The sequence below is a fragment of the Aquicoccus porphyridii genome (assembly GCF_008369105.1).
Taxonomy (GTDB): Bacteria; Pseudomonadota; Alphaproteobacteria; order Rhodobacterales; family Rhodobacteraceae; genus Aquicoccus; species Aquicoccus porphyridii.
In genome coordinates, this window is sequence record NZ_VINQ01000015.1 from 74,617 (window position 1) to 91,170 (window position 16,554).

At 56.8% G+C, this 16,554-nt stretch carries 13 protein-coding genes; 2 read left to right on the plus strand and 11 right to left on the minus strand.

The genetic code is table 11. From position 1 onward, the window contains the following. Positions 1 to 102 precede the first annotated feature (102 nt). From FLO80_RS16700 to FLO80_RS16740, 9 genes are all read right to left on the minus strand, one after another. On the minus strand, positions 103 to 735 hold the full coding sequence (locus FLO80_RS16700) for a response regulator transcription factor (protein ID WP_111367830.1): 633 nt from the start codon (positions 733 to 735) through the stop codon (positions 103 to 105). 263 nt (positions 736 to 998) lie between these two features. Then, positions 999 to 3,566 (minus strand): ATP-binding response regulator, encoded by a 2,568-nt coding sequence (locus FLO80_RS16705; protein WP_111367677.1) that lies wholly within the window; start codon positions 3,564 to 3,566, stop codon positions 999 to 1,001. A 2-nt stretch (positions 3,567 to 3,568) separates the two neighbouring features. Further along, positions 3,569 to 4,483 (minus strand): type II secretion system F family protein, encoded by a 915-nt coding sequence (locus FLO80_RS16710; protein WP_111367675.1) that lies wholly within the window; start codon positions 4,481 to 4,483, stop codon positions 3,569 to 3,571. A 4-nt stretch (positions 4,484 to 4,487) separates the two neighbouring features. Next, complete coding sequence (locus FLO80_RS16715; protein WP_111367673.1) at positions 4,488 to 5,468, minus strand: type II secretion system F family protein; 981 nt, start codon at positions 5,466 to 5,468, stop codon at positions 4,488 to 4,490. Further along, complete coding sequence (locus FLO80_RS16720; protein WP_111367671.1) at positions 5,465 to 6,922, minus strand: TadA family conjugal transfer-associated ATPase; 1,458 nt, start codon at positions 6,920 to 6,922, stop codon at positions 5,465 to 5,467. Before FLO80_RS16720 ends, FLO80_RS16715 begins: the two co-directional genes overlap by 4 nt. After that, a complete protein-coding gene (locus FLO80_RS16725) occupies positions 6,912 to 8,249 on the minus strand; it encodes a CpaE/TadZ family protein (RefSeq protein WP_188078319.1) in 1,338 nt (445 codons plus the stop codon). The genes FLO80_RS16720 and FLO80_RS16725 overlap by 11 nt, the downstream gene beginning before the upstream one ends. Then, positions 8,246 to 9,319: a CpaB family protein gene (locus tag FLO80_RS16730; protein ID WP_111367667.1), complete on the minus strand. Its 1,074-nt coding sequence runs from the start codon at positions 9,317 to 9,319 to the stop codon at positions 8,246 to 8,248. Before FLO80_RS16730 ends, FLO80_RS16725 begins: the two co-directional genes overlap by 4 nt. Before the next feature lie 36 nt (positions 9,320 to 9,355). Next, positions 9,356 to 9,598 carry a hypothetical protein gene (locus FLO80_RS16735; protein ID WP_370330874.1) on the minus strand — a complete coding sequence of 81 codons (243 nt, stop codon included), beginning with the start codon at positions 9,596 to 9,598 and terminating at the stop codon, positions 9,356 to 9,358. Positions 9,599 to 9,774: 176 nt separating this feature from the next. Beyond that, a complete protein-coding gene (locus FLO80_RS16740) occupies positions 9,775 to 10,368 on the minus strand; it encodes a response regulator (protein WP_146611054.1) in 594 nt (197 codons plus the stop codon). Between the two features lie 570 nt (positions 10,369 to 10,938). Here FLO80_RS16740 and FLO80_RS16745 point away from each other — a divergent pair. Further along, a complete protein-coding gene (locus tag FLO80_RS16745) occupies positions 10,939 to 12,153 on the plus strand; it encodes a glycosyltransferase (protein WP_111367663.1) in 1,215 nt (404 codons plus the stop codon). A gap of 141 nt (positions 12,154 to 12,294) precedes the next feature. Here the strand turns inward: FLO80_RS16745 and FLO80_RS16750 are convergent, their stop codons facing one another. Beyond that, positions 12,295 to 13,101, minus strand: coding sequence for a tetratricopeptide repeat protein (locus FLO80_RS16750; RefSeq protein ID WP_188078320.1), 807 nt, complete (start codon positions 13,099 to 13,101; stop codon positions 12,295 to 12,297). 45 nt (positions 13,102 to 13,146) lie between these two features. Next, positions 13,147 to 14,415, minus strand: coding sequence for a BamA/TamA family outer membrane protein (locus FLO80_RS16755; RefSeq protein WP_188078321.1), 1,269 nt, complete (start codon positions 14,413 to 14,415; stop codon positions 13,147 to 13,149). A gap of 479 nt (positions 14,416 to 14,894) precedes the next feature. Between FLO80_RS16755 and FLO80_RS16760 the strand changes: the two genes are divergently transcribed. After that, positions 14,895 to 16,532, plus strand: coding sequence for a pilus assembly protein TadG-related protein (locus FLO80_RS16760; RefSeq protein ID WP_111367657.1), 1,638 nt, complete (start codon positions 14,895 to 14,897; stop codon positions 16,530 to 16,532). The last annotated feature ends 22 nt before the right edge of the window (positions 16,533 to 16,554 follow it).

A 16,554-nucleotide genomic window follows, 5' to 3' on the forward strand; every position in this document is an offset into this window, starting at 1 on the left:
GTGAGATCCTGTTCACGCAACGTGGCAGATGCTCGCGCGCAAGGCAGAGCGGGAATTGCGAGCGGAGCTATGTCCCATTTGGCCAAGAACTCGCCCCCCCAGTCACGTCAGGCCCATGTCTCTCGCTTTCACAACGGCTTGCGTACGGTTTTTCACTTCCAGCTTGGTGCAGATCGAACGAACATGCATCTTTATCGTAGGCTCCGCGAGATTGATTTTCGCGCCAATGTCACGGTTAGATAGACCTTCTGCCAGATGTGATAGAACCAGAAGCTCTTTCTTCGACAATGGATTGTCTGGCAAATTTACCTGATCAGAACGATCAATGGTGATTTCACGCGGGACATATTGCTCACCCGCGGCCATAAATCGGAGGGCATTGGCAAGGGTGCGTGTGTGAGTCGTCTTGAGGACGATTCCGGAAGCCCCGGCTTCGAGAATTTGGCTCACGTTGTGCGGAGAGGGATTGCTTGTAAGAATTCCCACGGGTTTTCCGTCATTCGCCGCAATTGCCCTGCGTAGACCTTCAACGCCGTTCATGCCCGGCATGTTGAGATCGAGCAGAATGATGTCAAAACTTCCAAGGCGCTCTACCAATTCGAGAGCACCATCCAGAGTATCGGCTGTTTCCACTGATATGCCAGGCTGGCTGGAGAGGAAAAGCTCTATCATTTCCAACACCATGGCATGATCGTCGGCAACCAATACCCTGAGTTGATCTTGTGTTTCTGCCATTGTCTTACCCATCGAGAACAACGTTTTTCGAGTTCTGACTGCGCATCGTCTTTGTCACACACAGCGAATGTACGTTGAAGATACGCCCCCTATTACAATTGTATAGTCGACCATGCTTGCTGACGTAAGTCCTAACGAAAGATTACGCGCCTGACTGGTCAGAAGACGAAAACCGTGGCGGAGCGGTCACGTTCTGGTGCCGCCCCCGGCGTCAGTTGATCTGCAGGGTTCGGGGGGCCCACCAAGCGGCCCGGCATGGGTACTCAGCTATCGGGCGCGCTTGACGTGGTGGCTTGGCCAAAGAACTCGGCCGCGACCTTCTGCATCTGTTGAAGCGAAAGCGGCTTTTCCAGAGCGTAATTCGCACCAGCCCCTTCAAGCTCGGCGCATTCCGATCCCATGGCGGATGCCGTTATGCCAATGATCGGCACGATCCTGTTCGTCTCGCGCACCCGCTTTATCACCTCGGAGCCCAGCATTCCCGGCAAGAGTTGATCGACCAGCAGAAGATCCGGGCGGCTGTTTTCATAGGCAAGTAGCGCCTCGTCACCGCGTTCGGCCCAAATCGTAGTGCCAAAAAGACGCCGGAGACGCGCGACCGTGATCTCTCCCACGATCTGATTGTCTTCGATCAGAAGCACGGTCTTGTCCGGATAGGTCGCCTGGGTTTCTGTCATGGGCAGGTGCTCCAAAGTGGTGTATTCAGCGTGCTTGGCGAGCCGAACGGGATGCTTGAGAATAAAGCTTGTTCCAGGATTGGGGGCTGTCACGTCATAGGCACCGTCGCTCTTTGCTGTCGAAAAGGGCGGCAAGCGACGCGGCACAGCGCCAATTTCGTCAGTGTCGGGGCGACGCAGGATCAGCTCTCCTCCCATCGCCTGCACGGCGTTACGTGCGGTATAAAGCCCGAGGCCCGGCCGAGTGTTGCCCGGTCCGGTCCCATCTGTATCAAAGGGCCGGAATATCGTCTGGCGACGTTCGGCTGGAATACCTCGGCCATTGTCACTGACCTGCCAAGTGGCAATCGCCGCGCCATCTGTCTGTCGGGTGAGAAAAACGCTGACCGATATTTCGCTGGCGCGCGCATGGATGATGGCATTGTGAATGAGCTTTGACAAGGCGATGAAGATTCGTCCGTAGTCGCTTTGAATCAGCGTATCGCTTTGCTGAGAAAGCGAGAACAACAGCGCGACGCCGTTGGCCTGCGCCGGGCCGGTGTAAACCTCTTGAAGATGCTGTGCCATCTCTCGCAGAGTGTAGACTGTCTGCAGCAGTTGGACGTCTTCCCGCCCATCGTGGACCCGCAAGTCGTCGAGCACGGAATCAATTCGGTTGCAGGCATCTTTGAAGCCTGGTGCGATTTCGTTCCACGGGGTTCCGCTATCCAGTTCCTCGGCCAACATCGAAAGAATGGACATTGGTGTTCGCAATTCATGCGAAGCGACAGAAAGCAGTCGTTCTTCGCGCAGGAGCGCCTCGCCAAGTGCGGTTTCTGTGCGGCGGACTTTCGCTTCCAGATCGCTTTGTTCGGATATGTCGAGCAGGCCGAGCCATGCCGAATTGTGTGTCTTGTCAAGAATATGGATTCGGTGGGGGGCCGGGGGCGTTTCGGGACTATATGGTGAGAGTGGCGTGGGATTGAGCTTGATGGCGAAGGCCTTTTCCGGAGCAGCAGGTGCAGGCTCTCGAATGGCATTCAGAAGTTCAAGCATTTCCGAGGAATTGGCTCCGCGGAAGAAATCCGCAAAGCTGTAGCCTTTCTCTGATCCACGTTCCGAGGTGATCAGGTACATGCGCTTGGCATTCAGGTCGGCGCGCAGGAGGCGACCGGCTCCAAGGCGCGCAAACTCTGTGCGGAGCTTTTCGATATTATCGCTCGCAACGATCCGTCGGTGGGCATCTTCCGCCTGTCGGGCAAGCGCCGCCATGCCAATGATGGCAACTGCCGATAGCAGCACCGGGGCATTGCCTGTGCCGGTTGGGTTGGCAAGTTCCCCGATGCTGGTCACCACAAACGGGATATGCGGCAAAAGGACGGCGAAGGCCGCAAGGGTCAGCGAGGCCAGCACTGGAGAGCGTGAGGTAAAAGGCAAAGTGGCGATCACGAGCACAGCGAGCACGAGTAGCAAGAGAGGCTGTCCGGCAAGGCCGTTGATGCCCGCAAGCAGGATAATTCCGGCCAATACGACCGAAAAATGCATCAACCAGCGCCCCCCTGCTTCGATCGAAAGAGCGAGATGGATAAGCAATATGGCCGCGCTCATGCTGACAAGCATATTGCTGATCAGGGACAGCGGCGTGAGCGTATAGGGTCCGGAGATGGACGGGAGGAAGTTCAAGGCAGCGGCCCCGAGGGTCAGGACGGTGCCGTGAAACAAGAGTGCGGGCGTGCCGCTAGCGGCGAGACCGAGCCAGTTGTGCCGAAAAAAATGGGACCACAGGGCCAAGAGTGACCCCAGGCCAACCGCACAGATAATCGGGATGACAACCCCGGTTTCTGATCGTGTCGTGAAGGAAATATTTGGCCAAGCCAGAAGCGGTAGCGCGATAGCGGCGATAAGCGCCAGTGCGACCGTCATCCAGAATCCCCTGGCACTGAACCGTGCTCGCCCGCTTTCCAAGGCGATCAAAACGGCGCAGGCGCAAACAAGATAGAGTGGCAGAATATAGGACTCAGGTGCGCGAACTGAGAGCCGGTCCAGAACGGCGACCGACGCCAGCGCATAGAGGACGATGACGAGAGCGCCGTTCGCCTTGCTGTTTGAGCCGGCGCGCGTAGGGCTACTGCCCGTAGAGCGAAGAATGTCGGGGGAGGCCATGACTTCATTCATGCTCAAAAGCTCTTGGAAATGCTATAAAGCGCCGGCGCAAGCATCAGAAGAAGAAACGGGGGCACGGTGAAGAGCATCGTTCCCAGCGTCAGTTTCGTTGGCAGGACATTGGCCTGTTCTTCGATCCGGGTGATGCGTCGACTGCGCTGATCGGCAGAAAAGACGCGGAAGGTTTCGGCCACGGGCGTTCCCATCGTGGAAGATTGCAGCACGACGCGCGCGAATGACTTGAGATCGATGTTGTCCGTCTCGTATGCAAGCCGCTCGAAGGCGCTGGCCCGGTCGGCTCCCGCTTTCAGTGCCTCGGCGGTGGTGGCAAAACGCTCGGCAAGCTCAGGGTGTATTCGGTGCAGGGATTTGGCCACACGAACGAGGCTGAGATCGAGTGATTGCCCGGCTTCAACGGACACAAGCATGAGGTCGAGCGCGTCGGGCAACCCTTTTGCAATTTTCGCAACATAGCGATCTGCGCGGCTTTGAATAAATATACCGGGCAGGCTGTAACCGACGAGAAATGTCAGGGAGCCGACGATGAGCCACATTGCGTTTTCTGCAAAGCTGATCTGTAAAATGAGATTGAAAACGACAAGTGAGATCGGAATCGCGATCAATCCGCAAACCAGCTTGCTGATGGCAAAGTAGTGGGGGGCACTGGGCCCCGGAAAACCGGCCTGAAACAGAGTCTTGCGCAATTTTTCGCGGCTCTTCTCGTCGGGTTCTTCCAAATAGCGCATAAGCAGGGAGATGAGCCCCCCCCGGCGCAGTGGCACATTTCTGTCGCGGCGAAGGTTGCGAGGCCGTTGCGCTTCCGTTGAGGGCCCAGATCGGCGGCTCAATAACCAGAGCGCGGCAATCATGAAAATCAAACCGCAGGCGAGCAGCACGGAGAGCAGGGAACTGAGATCGGGGGCGGTCATGGCGTCAGTCCTCGATTTTCAACATGCTGCGCATAAAAATGATATTTGCAAAGAGCAGCACGCCGACGGTGACGAGCAACGGGATGAAATACTCTGACTGTGCGATGTCATCGAAATAGCCGGGGCTGAGGAGGAAGATCCCCCCCGCAGCGACGATCGGGAAAGCGGAAAGAACCTTGCCCGACCAGCGTGCCTCGGAGGTGAGGGCGTTGACCTTGCGTTTGAGTTGCTGGCGCCCCCGACATATCACGGCAAGACGTTCCAGGATCTCGGCGAGATTTCCCCCGCTGCTTTGCTGGATCGCAACCGCCGTTGCAAGAAAGTGGAGATCCTGATTCTTGCACCGTTCAGCCAGGTCGTGCAGCGCAATGACCAGATCGTGCCCGAAGCTGATTTCGCGGGCCGTCGTGGCACATTCCTCGGCGATCGGACCCGACATGGATTCGCCCACGAGAAGAAGCGCGCGCGTGAAGGGAGCGCCGACGCGCAGAGAACGGACGAGGATATCAAGTGCCTCGGGAACGGAATCGGCTATGGCATTTATCCGTTTCTGGCGACGAAAGCGGTAGACCGTGATCCAGGCGATAGAAGTAACGATCAATGCGCCTGCGATTGCAATCGGGCTGGGCAAACCAAGCAGTAGCGCAGAAGGGATCGCGAGGGTCGCCCAGCAGATGACAAACAGCGTTGCTTCGCCGCGATCAAGAAGCATTAGCCAAGAATACAGATGGCGCAGGTCACGCTGCCGAATCCACTGAAGCCATTCGACATGCGGGGCGGGGCGGCGCAGCGAGACATCAATGGAATCGGCAGGCGTAATCAGTGTCGCCGGGCCATCGGGCGAAGCGTCGCCCCCCGTCTCGTAACGGGCAAGAAGGCGTTCACGTCGATGACGGGCGAACCCTACAACGCTCAAGGTGGCAGCCGCGAGAAGCAGCAAGGCACCTAGCAGAAAAGCGGTAGGTAAGATCCAATTGAGTGTCATCTTCTATCGTTTTCATAGATCGCTTCCGGCAGATCAACTCCCCAGCGACCGAACCGATCGGAGAAATGCGAGCGGACGCCACTGTTGACGAAATACCCTTCGACGCGACCATCGGGGGCTGTGCCGGTATGTTTGAAGGTGAAGAGCTCTTGCATTGAAAGGACACCCCCCTCGCAGCCGGTGATCTCGGTGAGCGAGGTTATCCGGCGCGATCCGTCCTGCATACGACTGATCTGGACGACCAGATTGACCGCGCTCGCGATCTGGCGGCGAAGCGCGTCGAGCGGCATGTCGAACCCTGCAAGCGCAATCATGTTCTCGAGCCGACTTGCGGCATCTCGGGCTGAGTTCGCGTGGATCGTTGTCATCGAACCGTCATGCCCGGTGTTCATGGCTTGCAACATGTCGATCACCTCATCACCGCGGGTTTCACCGACGATGATCCGGTCGGGGCGCATCCTGAGCGCGTTGCGCAGACAGTCGCGTTGCGTGACCTCGCCGCGCCCCTCGATATTGGGCGGGCGGCTCTCCATTCTGCAGACGTGATCCTGCTGGAGATTGAGTTCCGCGGTATCTTCGACTGTCAGAACCCTCTCTCGGGGGCTGATAAAGGCGGAGAGGGCATTCAGCAGCGTCGTCTTGCCCGAACCAGTACCGCCCGAGATGATGATATTGAGCCGACAGGACACCGCGGCCCGAAGGAACGCAGCCATGTTTTCGGACAGGGCACCAAATGCGACCAGTTGTTCGATGCTGAGCGAGTCCTTTCGGAACTTGCGAATCGAAACGATCGTGCCATCGACCGCGATAGGCCAGATCATCGCGTTGAGCCGCGAACCGTCGGGGAGACGGGCATCGACATACGGGTTCATTTCATCAATGCGGCGACCGACCATGGACACGATTTTTTGCAGGATACGGAGCAGATGGGATTCGTCAGAAAACTGAATATCCGTCTTCTGTAATATTCCGTTCTGTTCGACATAGATGCTTTCCGGGCCGTTGATCAGGATGTCGGCGATGCTGTCGTCCTTGATCAGAACCTCGAGCGGTCCCAGACCGGTCACTTCATAATATAGCTGGTCTATGATTTGATCACGATCGGTGCGTGAAAGAACGATGCTCTGATTGGGGGCCAGCTCTTTCACGATATCGCCGATAACTTTGCGGATATCGGCCTCCGAAGCCCGTTCGAGCGCGGAGAGGTTGAGCGTTTCAAGAAGCGTCCGGTGGGTTTGCTTCAATATCTCTACAAGAACCCTGCGCCGGTTTCTCTCTACCGAACGTTCCGGCGGAATCTCGTCCTCATCGCCGGGGCGAGGCAAGGCATGGGAAAAGGGTAACGTTCCGGTCTCGCCCGAAGGCAAGGGGGAATTTGTGGTAGTATCGTTTCCAACCGGAGCGGAATACAGATTTTCGGCATCCAGTTGGCTTTCCCTATATTTACGAAACATGGCCTAGTGTTCCCTTGGAGGGGGCCGCTACGTTTGTGATCAGCGCCTGTACGGCTTTGCGAAGAGGATTACCGGATTGGAACGATAGGAGAGGAATTCCAAGATCGCAAGCCTCGGAAACCTCCGGCCCACCATCAGGAAAGATATGGGAAATACGACTCCCCAGTCCGGTCTCAAGGCTTGCGAGTGTTTCTTGCCAATTTGGAGGGGGATGTATCGGCGCCCGGTTCAGCACGAAATCAAAATTTGCCATGCCCATGCCTTCGCTGTTTAGCAAGCCGCGCAGTTTGTTCGCGTTATGAATGCAGCGAACCTGCTGCTCCAGAATTCCGACCACCACATCTGCTGAACTGTAGAGATCGCCTGTCCAGTCGGTCAATGCATGCGGTGCGTCGATCACAATCACCGAGGCAAACTGTTTGGCGAGCGAGAGAAGATGCTGAACGGACTCACTCGTGAGCGCGTCATAAGGGTGGATATTCTGTGGCGCGGAAAACACGAGAAGGTTCTTCCTCAGCGACAGCAGGCAGTCTCTAAAGCTTTCGGCGTCGAGGGCACGGATGTTGCGGTAGGCATCGTCAATGCGGAAGCTTTCCGCGAGATTGAGGTAGCTGGCGGCACTTCCAAATTGAAGGTCGAAATCAAGTAAACATATGACATCAGAAGGGCGTGCCCGCGCCAGCTCGGTGGCAAGCGTTACCGACAAGGTTGTCGTTCCGACGCCCCCCGCAAGCCCCTGGAGCACGAATGTCGCCGCATTGTTTGCCAGCTTGTCGCTTAAAATGCTTGTTGGCGTTGTCGTGAGAGAGCTCGACCTGCGGCGCAGCAGATTCCACAACCCTTTGCGGCGGGGACCGGAGGGCCTGTTTTCCCGAGGGGTCGGAGGTGTATTTACCTCCGCTTGCGGCCTGATCCGCGCGAGAAAGTCTTGTGGCGCCTTGCATGCATCCGGGCTGAGGATTTGCGCATTCGCTGGCATATTCAGTTGGCTGACATTGCTCTGGTCCGCCAGCAGGACGAGCTGTCGGGTCAGCTTGGCACAAAGCGTGATGACATTCTGCGCGTTGGTGAATGCAACGCCGTCTTCGGCGTCGAAGGCAATCAGCGCGAGGTCGAATTGGCGGTCCTCGCCTTCCGCGGTGCGCAAAGAAGATACCGCCTCGGTCATGTTCAGATCGGTACGGCGATGGGGTGGCAGGTGTGCCAGACAATCGGCGATGTTGAGAATGGTCTCCGTGCTGTTGGATATGGTGCAAACCTCGATAAGCGTCGGCTTGTCCGAGGCGGCATGCTCCGGGGCGGCGCGTTCTCCTCCGGCTGGCGTCATTGACACGGAACCTCGATCAGGGAGCGCGCAGCGGATCGCACGATGATGAGCTGACATTGCTTGGGGGCGCTGTTTAACGTGAACAACCCCGGAACATCGAGATTCGCATCCGGAGCCGTCGTCGGGTTTGAATCGGCAGAGGCGGAGGTGTCAGATGCGCTGGAAGAAGCCCTGTCCAGGACAGCCATCCATGCCCGTTCGGCGAGTGCGGGCGCGGTGTCGCTGGCCGCTTCATCATCTGCGGGCAGTTCAGCTTCGGATTTTTCCGCCAGTTTCTGATCCGTCGCCGGCTCGGGAGGCATTCTATCGGCGGCGGATACGCCGGGATTGGACGGAACGATGAGAAACTCGCCGCGTTTTTCCGCTTGCATGAGATTGGCCACATCTTCAGCCGAACCGACAATGACAAGCTTGTCCGATTTACCTTCCGACCCAGACGAGGACGCCGCCTGGCTGGGGAATGCCCTTGCCGACAACGGTGCCTGAGACGAACCGGAGGCTTCATCGGCTGCAGGCGCAACTGGCGCCGGCCGAGCGATCTCCAATCCGGTTGCAAGTAGTCTAGTCACGTTCTTGCCGGAGCGTTCCCGTTCGCGCCAGTAGACATCGAGAACGTCTCCTGCCGACAGTTGCGCGGAGTATTCGTTCAGATTGGACGGGCTGATCGCGTGAGCGCGCTTGTTAAGCGGCAGCATGTATCCCGCGCTGGTCTGTTCACCCTGCGTTGCCAGTTGGGATGTCAGCAGGAACTGACCCGCCTTGAAGTCTTCCAACGCGAAAAGTTCAGAACCCGCCTCGGAGAAAGAGGCTTCAAGATCCTGGAGCATATTGTCTGGAACGGCGGCGGCCGTGATGTCGGTCAACTTGAAATCAGCAGCGGTTACACGCTCGCCGCGCGCAATGTCGCGAGTGAGCAAGGGAACGCGCGCGACGCTGACCATGCGCTCGAGCTGCTTTTGTGCGGCCTGAAGCTTGTTTTCAAGTGAACTTAGATAAAGATATATTCCTGCACTCGACGCGACGGACAAAAACAATCCAATAGCTAGAAAAAGCCAGATTTTGCGACGCATGAAACCCTCTTGGTGTTAACACACAAACAGGGCTGATCAATCGGAAGCAGCATTCACACCTTGTTCCAGCGCGTTGGCCAATAGATCCTTCAAAACATTAATCACGGAACTGTCGCCCTCACCGATTAGCACACCACTAATGCCTGCTGCGAGCGCTACTACTGCTGACGTTAACACAACCCACTCCACCGTAACGGCTCCAGCCTCATCAGTGAAGCGTGATTTTGCGAAATCTTTGAATGAACCCACCATCAGGATAAGTTTGGCGAGTAGTTCCATGTTTTGACCTCATCATCGGTTCTCTTGCCCAACACCGAAGGTTGACCAAGACGGGGTGCCGAACATCGCAAAAAAGGGAGGGGGCGCCATGGCATCACAGATGATACGAACCTAGCCGTGAATTCCCTTTGCGCATCCAGCCGAATCCAAATGCAATTTCTTGCACGCGATCACGGTCACTCATCCGAAAATTCGGACAGTCCCAGTCGGGAGCCCAGAGAATAATGGCCTTGATCGTTATTCCGCTGCGCTGCGGCGACGGCCTGCCGTAGTCGGCTTTCCGAAAACGGCGCTTTAAGCGTCGCATCGCAAGCCATCATGCGTTCTGTTGTAAAGTCGTCATCCCTAACCTCGCTTGAGATAAGGATAATCTTCAGGCCGGGCTTGGCGCGACGAAGCTGGATACAGAAATCAACGGTATCCTCAACGTCACCGATGTAATCCGAATCCACCAGAAGGAAATCCAGCTTGTCTGCATATTTCAGAACCCACTGCATCGGGGGTTCCGCCTCCGAGACCACCATCAGGTTCCCGCCCATCTGAGCAACCCACTCCCGATAGGATACACTTGCCGCATCGGAGTCAGCGAGAAGAACCGAAAGCCCTTTGGGGCATAGATCCGCATTGTCCATGCGGCGCATCTCGGTGCTGAGATGCATCAGGTCGCTCACCCGAAGCGTACCGGCAGGGGCGGCGCTGCGATCATCATTGGCGGCTGGCTTGACGCCCGACAGATCGGAGGCGGGAAACATACCGCGTTGCATTGACATGGCTAAATCCTTACACTCTTTGGTTTCCGCAATGCCCCACAAGGCTCATTATACATACTAAAGAGCACCCCGCAATCCTTTTGTTCTGACGCGACATGGCAACCGGAAACCCGTCGATTCCTGGCTGTTTTGTGAACCACCAAGGCGTGTTGACGTTCAGGATTCCCATGTGGAATGAATTCTGATCCAAGCTTGCAAACACAAGAGAGCAGCCTTGACCCGACTTGTCCTGGCAGATGCCCAGCGGGCACTCATCGACCCGTTTGAACCACAGAAGACTGACTGATCCCGGCCAGGCCAGACACGGTACGGATGGTGCCTGACGATCAAGAGCAACCACGAGAGCCGGTCGGTGGCAATCAAGGCAATCGCCCCGAAGATCGGTTGTGGCCGAGACATGCTGCGCCGTCAGGTGCAGCAGGAAGCCCACGGAACAACGTCGAGCTCCGGTTGACCGATGAAGGCAGGGCGGTGATAGAATCGGTGCTGCGTCGTCACAAACGCATATTCGTGGAATTCATGTTGTAATCAGACGGAAGCCAGATCAGATTCCCCCAAAATGGAAACGCCATGTCTCGTCCTGTGATCGTTTTTGCTGGCTCCGTCTACCCTGGCCAGCTCGGTCTGCTTTGTGAGTATCTCCGCCGCGAGAAGCTCGCTGAATCGTATTTTCTTACGACACCGGGCTACACTCAAGCCAATAGCCACCGAGTGCCCAACCTCATCCCATTTCAGCCCGATGGGAAAATCGTAGGGCCACAAAGCTATTATTATTCCAGCAAGGTTGAACGTTCCGCACGGATCAGCCGTGGCTTGCTTGCCGCCCTGCTTGAACTACGCAAGAAAACCCGGATTGACGTAATTGTTACGCATTCTCTCTGGGGCGCCCCGCACTTCCTCTACAATGAAATCGACGCAGCCATTGTGAGTTATATCGAGTTTCCCAGCTACGAGGCTCATGGATGGGACCCCGATTACCCGCCGAATCTCGCCCAGCGATTAGGCGACCGCAACACGGAAATGCTGCACTTCCATCAGGTTTTGAAAAGCGATCTCACCATCGTGCCCAGCGCCCATTCCAAGGCAATGTTTCCAACCGAATTGCACGGCAAGATCGAAGTGCAGTTCGAAGGCTTCGAGATCACCCCGCCGCCGCAACCCGAGCATGCACCGGATAAACCTTTTACCATTGGCTTCGCCGCCCGCGACCTTTCAAATGCCAAGGGAATCGATATTTACATGCGTCTGGCTGATCGGCTCATCGGCGAAGGCCTGGACGCGCGCTTTGTCGCCATCGGCGATCCCGATGCCTCCACCTATGGCTACGAACAGCAATGGGTGAACCATCATTATGGCGGAAAGGTAAAAAACTTCCGCGACCACGCTCTAAGGCTTTATCCGCGCGCTGAAAGAATCGAATTTCCGGGTAAGCTCCCCTATGATCGCTTCGCCTCGTTGATAGGTGAAGTCGACCTTTTCCTTTATCCCTTGCGCTTTGGCGTCGCCAACTGGGGGCTGATGGAAATTCTGGCCCGAGGTGGCTGTGTCATTGCACCCGACCGCGGCTATGCTTCCGAACTGATTATCGACGATGTCAACGGATGCCTTCTGCCCGATGACGACGATAAATGGATCGAAATGATCAAGGCGCTCAAGGACGATCCCGAGCGGCGCGCCCGTTATTCCAAGGCTGCGCGTAAAACCGGGCGCAGCTTTCATATTTCGGCAGTTGCCCCGCGCTATTTGCGCCTTTTCAGGCAGGCGATGAACGCTCGCAAACGCTGAATGCCACTGGAAGGCGGGACGGTCTCAGCCCCTCAAGCATCAAATTGCCCGAGCCGGGCATGATGAGGCATGCGTCAGCCCCCATCGAAGATCTGCACATCGTAGTTTGTGTCGGTGCCCGAAGTTCGGAGCGTGGCTCAGTTAGCTGAAAACCATGTAACCGATTGGCTTGCCGCTCTTGAAACGGTTGCGCATATCCTCATAGTGATCAAGCGTCGCGCTGACTTCCGTTTCACTCATCGTGCCGGTCAACATGGCACGCGCCTCTCGGCGCTTGCCGTCCAGCGCGTAGGCTATCGCCAGATTGCTGCGCACCGTGTCCCCGTTGTCGGGGTCACGCAGCAATTCTTCCATCATGCTGATCCCCGCACCCACTTGCCCCGAAAGAGCGAGGCTCAAACCGTAGTTGCTCATCAGCACGAAATTCGAAGGGTAGTATTTCAACCCCTCCCGATAGCTTTCCTGGGCCTCGGCGTGCCGTGATAGGAAATCAAGGGCCACGGCCCTGCCTGTGAGGGCCGACAGATTATTTCGTTCGTACCGCAATGCCTCGTCATAGAATTCTATCGCCTCTGCCGGGCGCAGGCGCCGCAATTTCAGCGTGCCAAGCTCATTGAGAATTTCGGGGTTGCGTTTGTCCAGCATACGCGCCCGCGTCAACGCGAATTCCGCCCGTCCGAGCTGATCCATTGCCAGGTAGCTGCGCCCAAGCCCGAGATAGGCCGACGCCGATTTCGGGTTCTCTCCGGCGGCCTTCTCATAAAGGCGCGCCGCCTCGACATAGGAACCACCAGAAATGGCCGCATCAGCGACGGCCTCGGTCTCCGAGACGTCCTCGTTCTTCCCCGAAAGCGAAAACCCTGACCCGTCACCCGAAATTGTTCCGCAGGCCTGAAGGCTACTACTCAGCACGATCGCCACACCGAGCTTCCTAAGTTTGGTTCGCATCGTTTTCTCTCCTGAGCCGAGTATTTCTTGTGACCGTTTTGCCATTCAGAAACGTGCCGAAATCGACAACCCAAAATTTTGAATCTCATCACCCGGCTGCTTGCGAACTGGCTCGGCCAGGTAGAATGAAACCGGCACATTCCCAAACTCGAGTGTCATCGAGAGCCCGGCAGACGCCCGCCAATCAAGACCATCATTGACGCCACCTCCAAGTGTATTGCTCAGCCCCCACGCGGACCCCACATCGACAAAACCGCCAATCCTCGCCGGGGTGCCAAAAACTTGCCCAATGCTCTTCTGGAGCTCGACACTGCCCACCAGATAGTTTTCGCCGCCCAGGAAATCCGCACCGTCGCGCGGGCCGATGCCTCGCGAAGCAAAGCCACGAAGCGCGGTTCCGCTGGTAAAGAAACGATCCGAAATCCTGGCCGGGGGACCTTTCAGTGATGAAACGTGCCCGCCTTCCATCCGCAAAGCAAGGACAAGGTTGTCGGGGTCGATTGCAAATCGCGTCCCGGCCGAGACCTGCGTCTGGCTTATCACGTTGCCCGTTCCCAGCCCGAAGAAGAATTGCTTTGCCTCGGCTTCCCAGTTTTCCGCTGTATGTCGATAGCTCAACCGTAAATATGCTTCACGCCGGGCGCCTGCGTCAGCCTTGATCAGCGCACTCGACGTCGCGCTAACATTGCGGATCGTATCACTCCGATAGCCGAGGCCAATCTCGCCGCGCCCGCCCCCTGCGAACTTGCGCGCCACGTAAGGTTCGATGAAGGCACGGCGATGCTCGTAACTCTGGTCGTCATAGCGAGCGTCGGTAACGCTTGTATCCAGCCCCAAATCCCACCCATTGGCAAAGGCGTCCTTGCGATAAAGGCTGGTCGTCAGTTCCGAAAATTCCTCCGAGAACCGAAGCTCAATCGCACCAAACGTGCCGGGGAAAAGATTATAACGCTCAAAATAGACCGTTCCTATCGGCCCTTCCTCGCTATCGACCTGCAACCCGACCTCGAAACGACCGGGCCGGCTATTCAATTCCTCTACCTCGATCACCATCGTGTCCCCCTCAGGGACGAATTTCACCCCGCCAAATTGCCCGGTCGACATCAGGCATTGGCGGATCTCGGCTTTTGTCGAAGAGGTAAAGTTTTCGTCCTCCGAAATATCGCAGACCGCGAGAATATCATCGCTCTTCAAGAATTCGTTGCCCCGTAGTTGCACCTCTGAATAACTGCGTGCTGCACTCCCGCCAGGCGCTACAGCGATGGTCGCAACGATCAGAGCTCCCGCAATTCCGATTTTCGTCAAATATGCCATGTCTCTGACCTTTCCATTTTTGTCCTGCGTCCGTCGTACGGAAAATACCGGAAAGCGCATTTTGTCTATCGACGGTGCCTAGCGCTTGCCACCGCTGCGCACAATGGGCCTGAGGCTTGGGGGCAATGTCCAAGCCTGAAACAGCGCGCTAAAAATAACGGGGGCAACGACCGGTTCTGCTTCTCAATTGACGCTGAACTCGATAACAATGGAAAAACGTTAGATACGCCAACCCATTTGCCACATTTTCGCCCGACCCAATCCTGTAAGATCGCTCGAAAACAGCCTTTTTTACTATCCCTGGAGGCCAAGCGTTGCATCTGACATCCAAATCCTCATGCGATTTCTTAAGGGAAGTCCCCGCCACAGCACCCGGATTGAATCGCGCAAGCACAGCCTCCGCCCCCAGACGGACATTCAAACATCCCATTCTTTTTACTGCAGGATTTCGACGATTCGCGAAAGGGGAAAGCGGCGCAATGGCCGTGTTTTTCATCATCCTCATTCCAGCGGTACTTCTAATCGGCGGCCTCGCTGTAGATATCAGCCAACTCAACGCGCAAAAGCTCTTCCTGCAGGGTCAAGCCGACCTTGCAGCACAAAGCGCCGCTGCCCGGTTGAGCGACCTCGATCAAGCCCGCGCACGCGCCCAGGAGACGGTTTCACTAAACGATCAATATGGTGAAATCCTGCTCGACGAAGACGATGTCATTTTTGGCAGCTATGCGCCGGAAACCGGCTTTGATCCGACAGCCCCAACCGGTGTCAACGCTGTCAAGGTCAGCGTGTCCATGCCTTGGTATGCCTTCCTGTGGTCGGCCATCGTGCCCAGTTCGCCAAACCTCATTACCCGCTCGGCCGTTGCCATGAGTGGCCCACCGCATGCTGCTTTCACCTTGCGCAATCGGCTGCTTACGGTCGACACTGATGAATCTCCACTTCTTGATCCAATCGCCGACGCGTTGGTTGGCGAGAATGGACTGGGGGTCGATCTGGAAGCGATTGGCTATGCCGGTCTCGCCACGACAAATGTCGAGATCAACGAATTGGTTGATCTCGTATCGCTCGGGATTAGCGGCGATGTGGTCACCTTCGATGATCTCCTCAACGCCTCTATCGCCACGGCCGATCTTGTCGAGGCCCTGCTACTCGCAGCCGGGGCGGATCTCTCCGCTTATACGGCCGCAGCTTCTTCAAACACGTCTCTGGGAAGATTGCTCAAGATATCCCCTTCCCTCATCAATCTCAATGTCGACGATCCACTGCCAGACCTGGAAATCGGCCTTGCGGACATGCTGACGGTGGCCGCCGGGCTTGCCAACTCAGACCCCTCCGAACGGCTTTCGGCCGATATCGCGCTACCCCTTGGACCGCTGGCAGATGTGCACGTTGAAACCGGACTTATTCGCGCGCCCGTCACATTCGTCGGTCCTGTCTCCGATGAGACACCGCTGACCGGCGAGATCAGCCAAGTCGATCTTTCAGTTGAGGCTCAGCTCGCTGGATTGCTCGATCTCTCGCTCGACCTATCCGCCGCCAATGCGACCGCAACACTGACCGAACTCAATTGCGCCGCCAGTGAACCCGACGACATCATCGCCACATTCGAAGTCACTTCTGGCCCGGCCTCGCTCGGGTTGGGACTCTCGTTGCTGGCACCGATCGACGGGGATGATGCGGCTGAACACACGACAACCGATTTGGCCTCAAGCACACAAACCGTCGAAATCCGCCTCGACCAAGTAGGACAACCTGTGGCTGTTAGTAGTCAGCTCGCGACCTCCGACGTGACATCGGCTCTGTCTCAGACACTCGAAAACATGCGCAACGACCTGCACGAGGAGCGCGAGGAAACCTCAGACGAACGCTATGAAAGGTGCATGCGCATTCTGTTCGGGATTGGCTGCTTGCTGGACGTGGTCGTCCGGGTGCTCGACGACGTCATTAGCCAGCTCACCGCAGTGATCGATGACCTGACCACCCTACTTTCTAGCAGCCTTCTGCTCGACGGTCTTGTTCAAGCCCTGCTCGACGCGCTCGGAATCGACATCGCTCGTGTCGATATCATTCTCAACGATCACACCTGCAGCAGGTCTGATGTACGGCTTGTCAACTAGGTCACGATCCACCACGTGGGCC

Bases quoted from the DNA above. Each gene is read 5' to 3' on its own strand.
- FLO80_RS16725 (WP_188078319.1), bottom strand. From the start codon at position 8,249: ATGACGCCAGCCGGAGGAGAACGCGCCGCCCCGGAGCATGCCGCCTCG.
- FLO80_RS16760 (WP_111367657.1), top strand. From the start codon at position 14,895: ATGGCCGTGTTTTTCATCATCCTCATTCCAGCGGTACTTCTAATCGGC.
- FLO80_RS16700 (WP_111367830.1), bottom strand. From the start codon at position 735: ATGGCAGAAACACAAGATCAACTCAGGGTATTGGTTGCCGACGATCAT.
- FLO80_RS16750 (WP_188078320.1), bottom strand. From the start codon at position 13,101: ATGCGAACCAAACTTAGGAAGCTCGGTGTGGCGATCGTGCTGAGTAGT.
- FLO80_RS16735 (WP_370330874.1), bottom strand. From the start codon at position 9,598: ATGGAACTACTCGCCAAACTTATCCTGATGGTGGGTTCATTCAAAGAT.
- FLO80_RS16740 (WP_146611054.1), bottom strand. From the start codon at position 10,368: ATGTCAATGCAACGCGGTATGTTTCCCGCCTCCGATCTGTCGGGCGTC.
- FLO80_RS16745 (WP_111367663.1), top strand. From the start codon at position 10,939: ATGTCTCGTCCTGTGATCGTTTTTGCTGGCTCCGTCTACCCTGGCCAG.
- FLO80_RS16705 (WP_111367677.1), bottom strand. From the start codon at position 3,566: ATGAATGAAGTCATGGCCTCCCCCGACATTCTTCGCTCTACGGGCAGT.
- FLO80_RS16755 (WP_188078321.1), bottom strand. From the start codon at position 14,415: ATGGCATATTTGACGAAAATCGGAATTGCGGGAGCTCTGATCGTTGCG.
- FLO80_RS16715 (WP_111367673.1), bottom strand. From the start codon at position 5,468: ATGACACTCAATTGGATCTTACCTACCGCTTTTCTGCTAGGTGCCTTG.
- FLO80_RS16730 (WP_111367667.1), bottom strand. From the start codon at position 9,319: ATGCGTCGCAAAATCTGGCTTTTTCTAGCTATTGGATTGTTTTTGTCC.
- FLO80_RS16710 (WP_111367675.1), bottom strand. From the start codon at position 4,483: ATGACCGCCCCCGATCTCAGTTCCCTGCTCTCCGTGCTGCTCGCCTGC.
- FLO80_RS16720 (WP_111367671.1), bottom strand. From the start codon at position 6,922: ATGTTTCGTAAATATAGGGAAAGCCAACTGGATGCCGAAAATCTGTAT.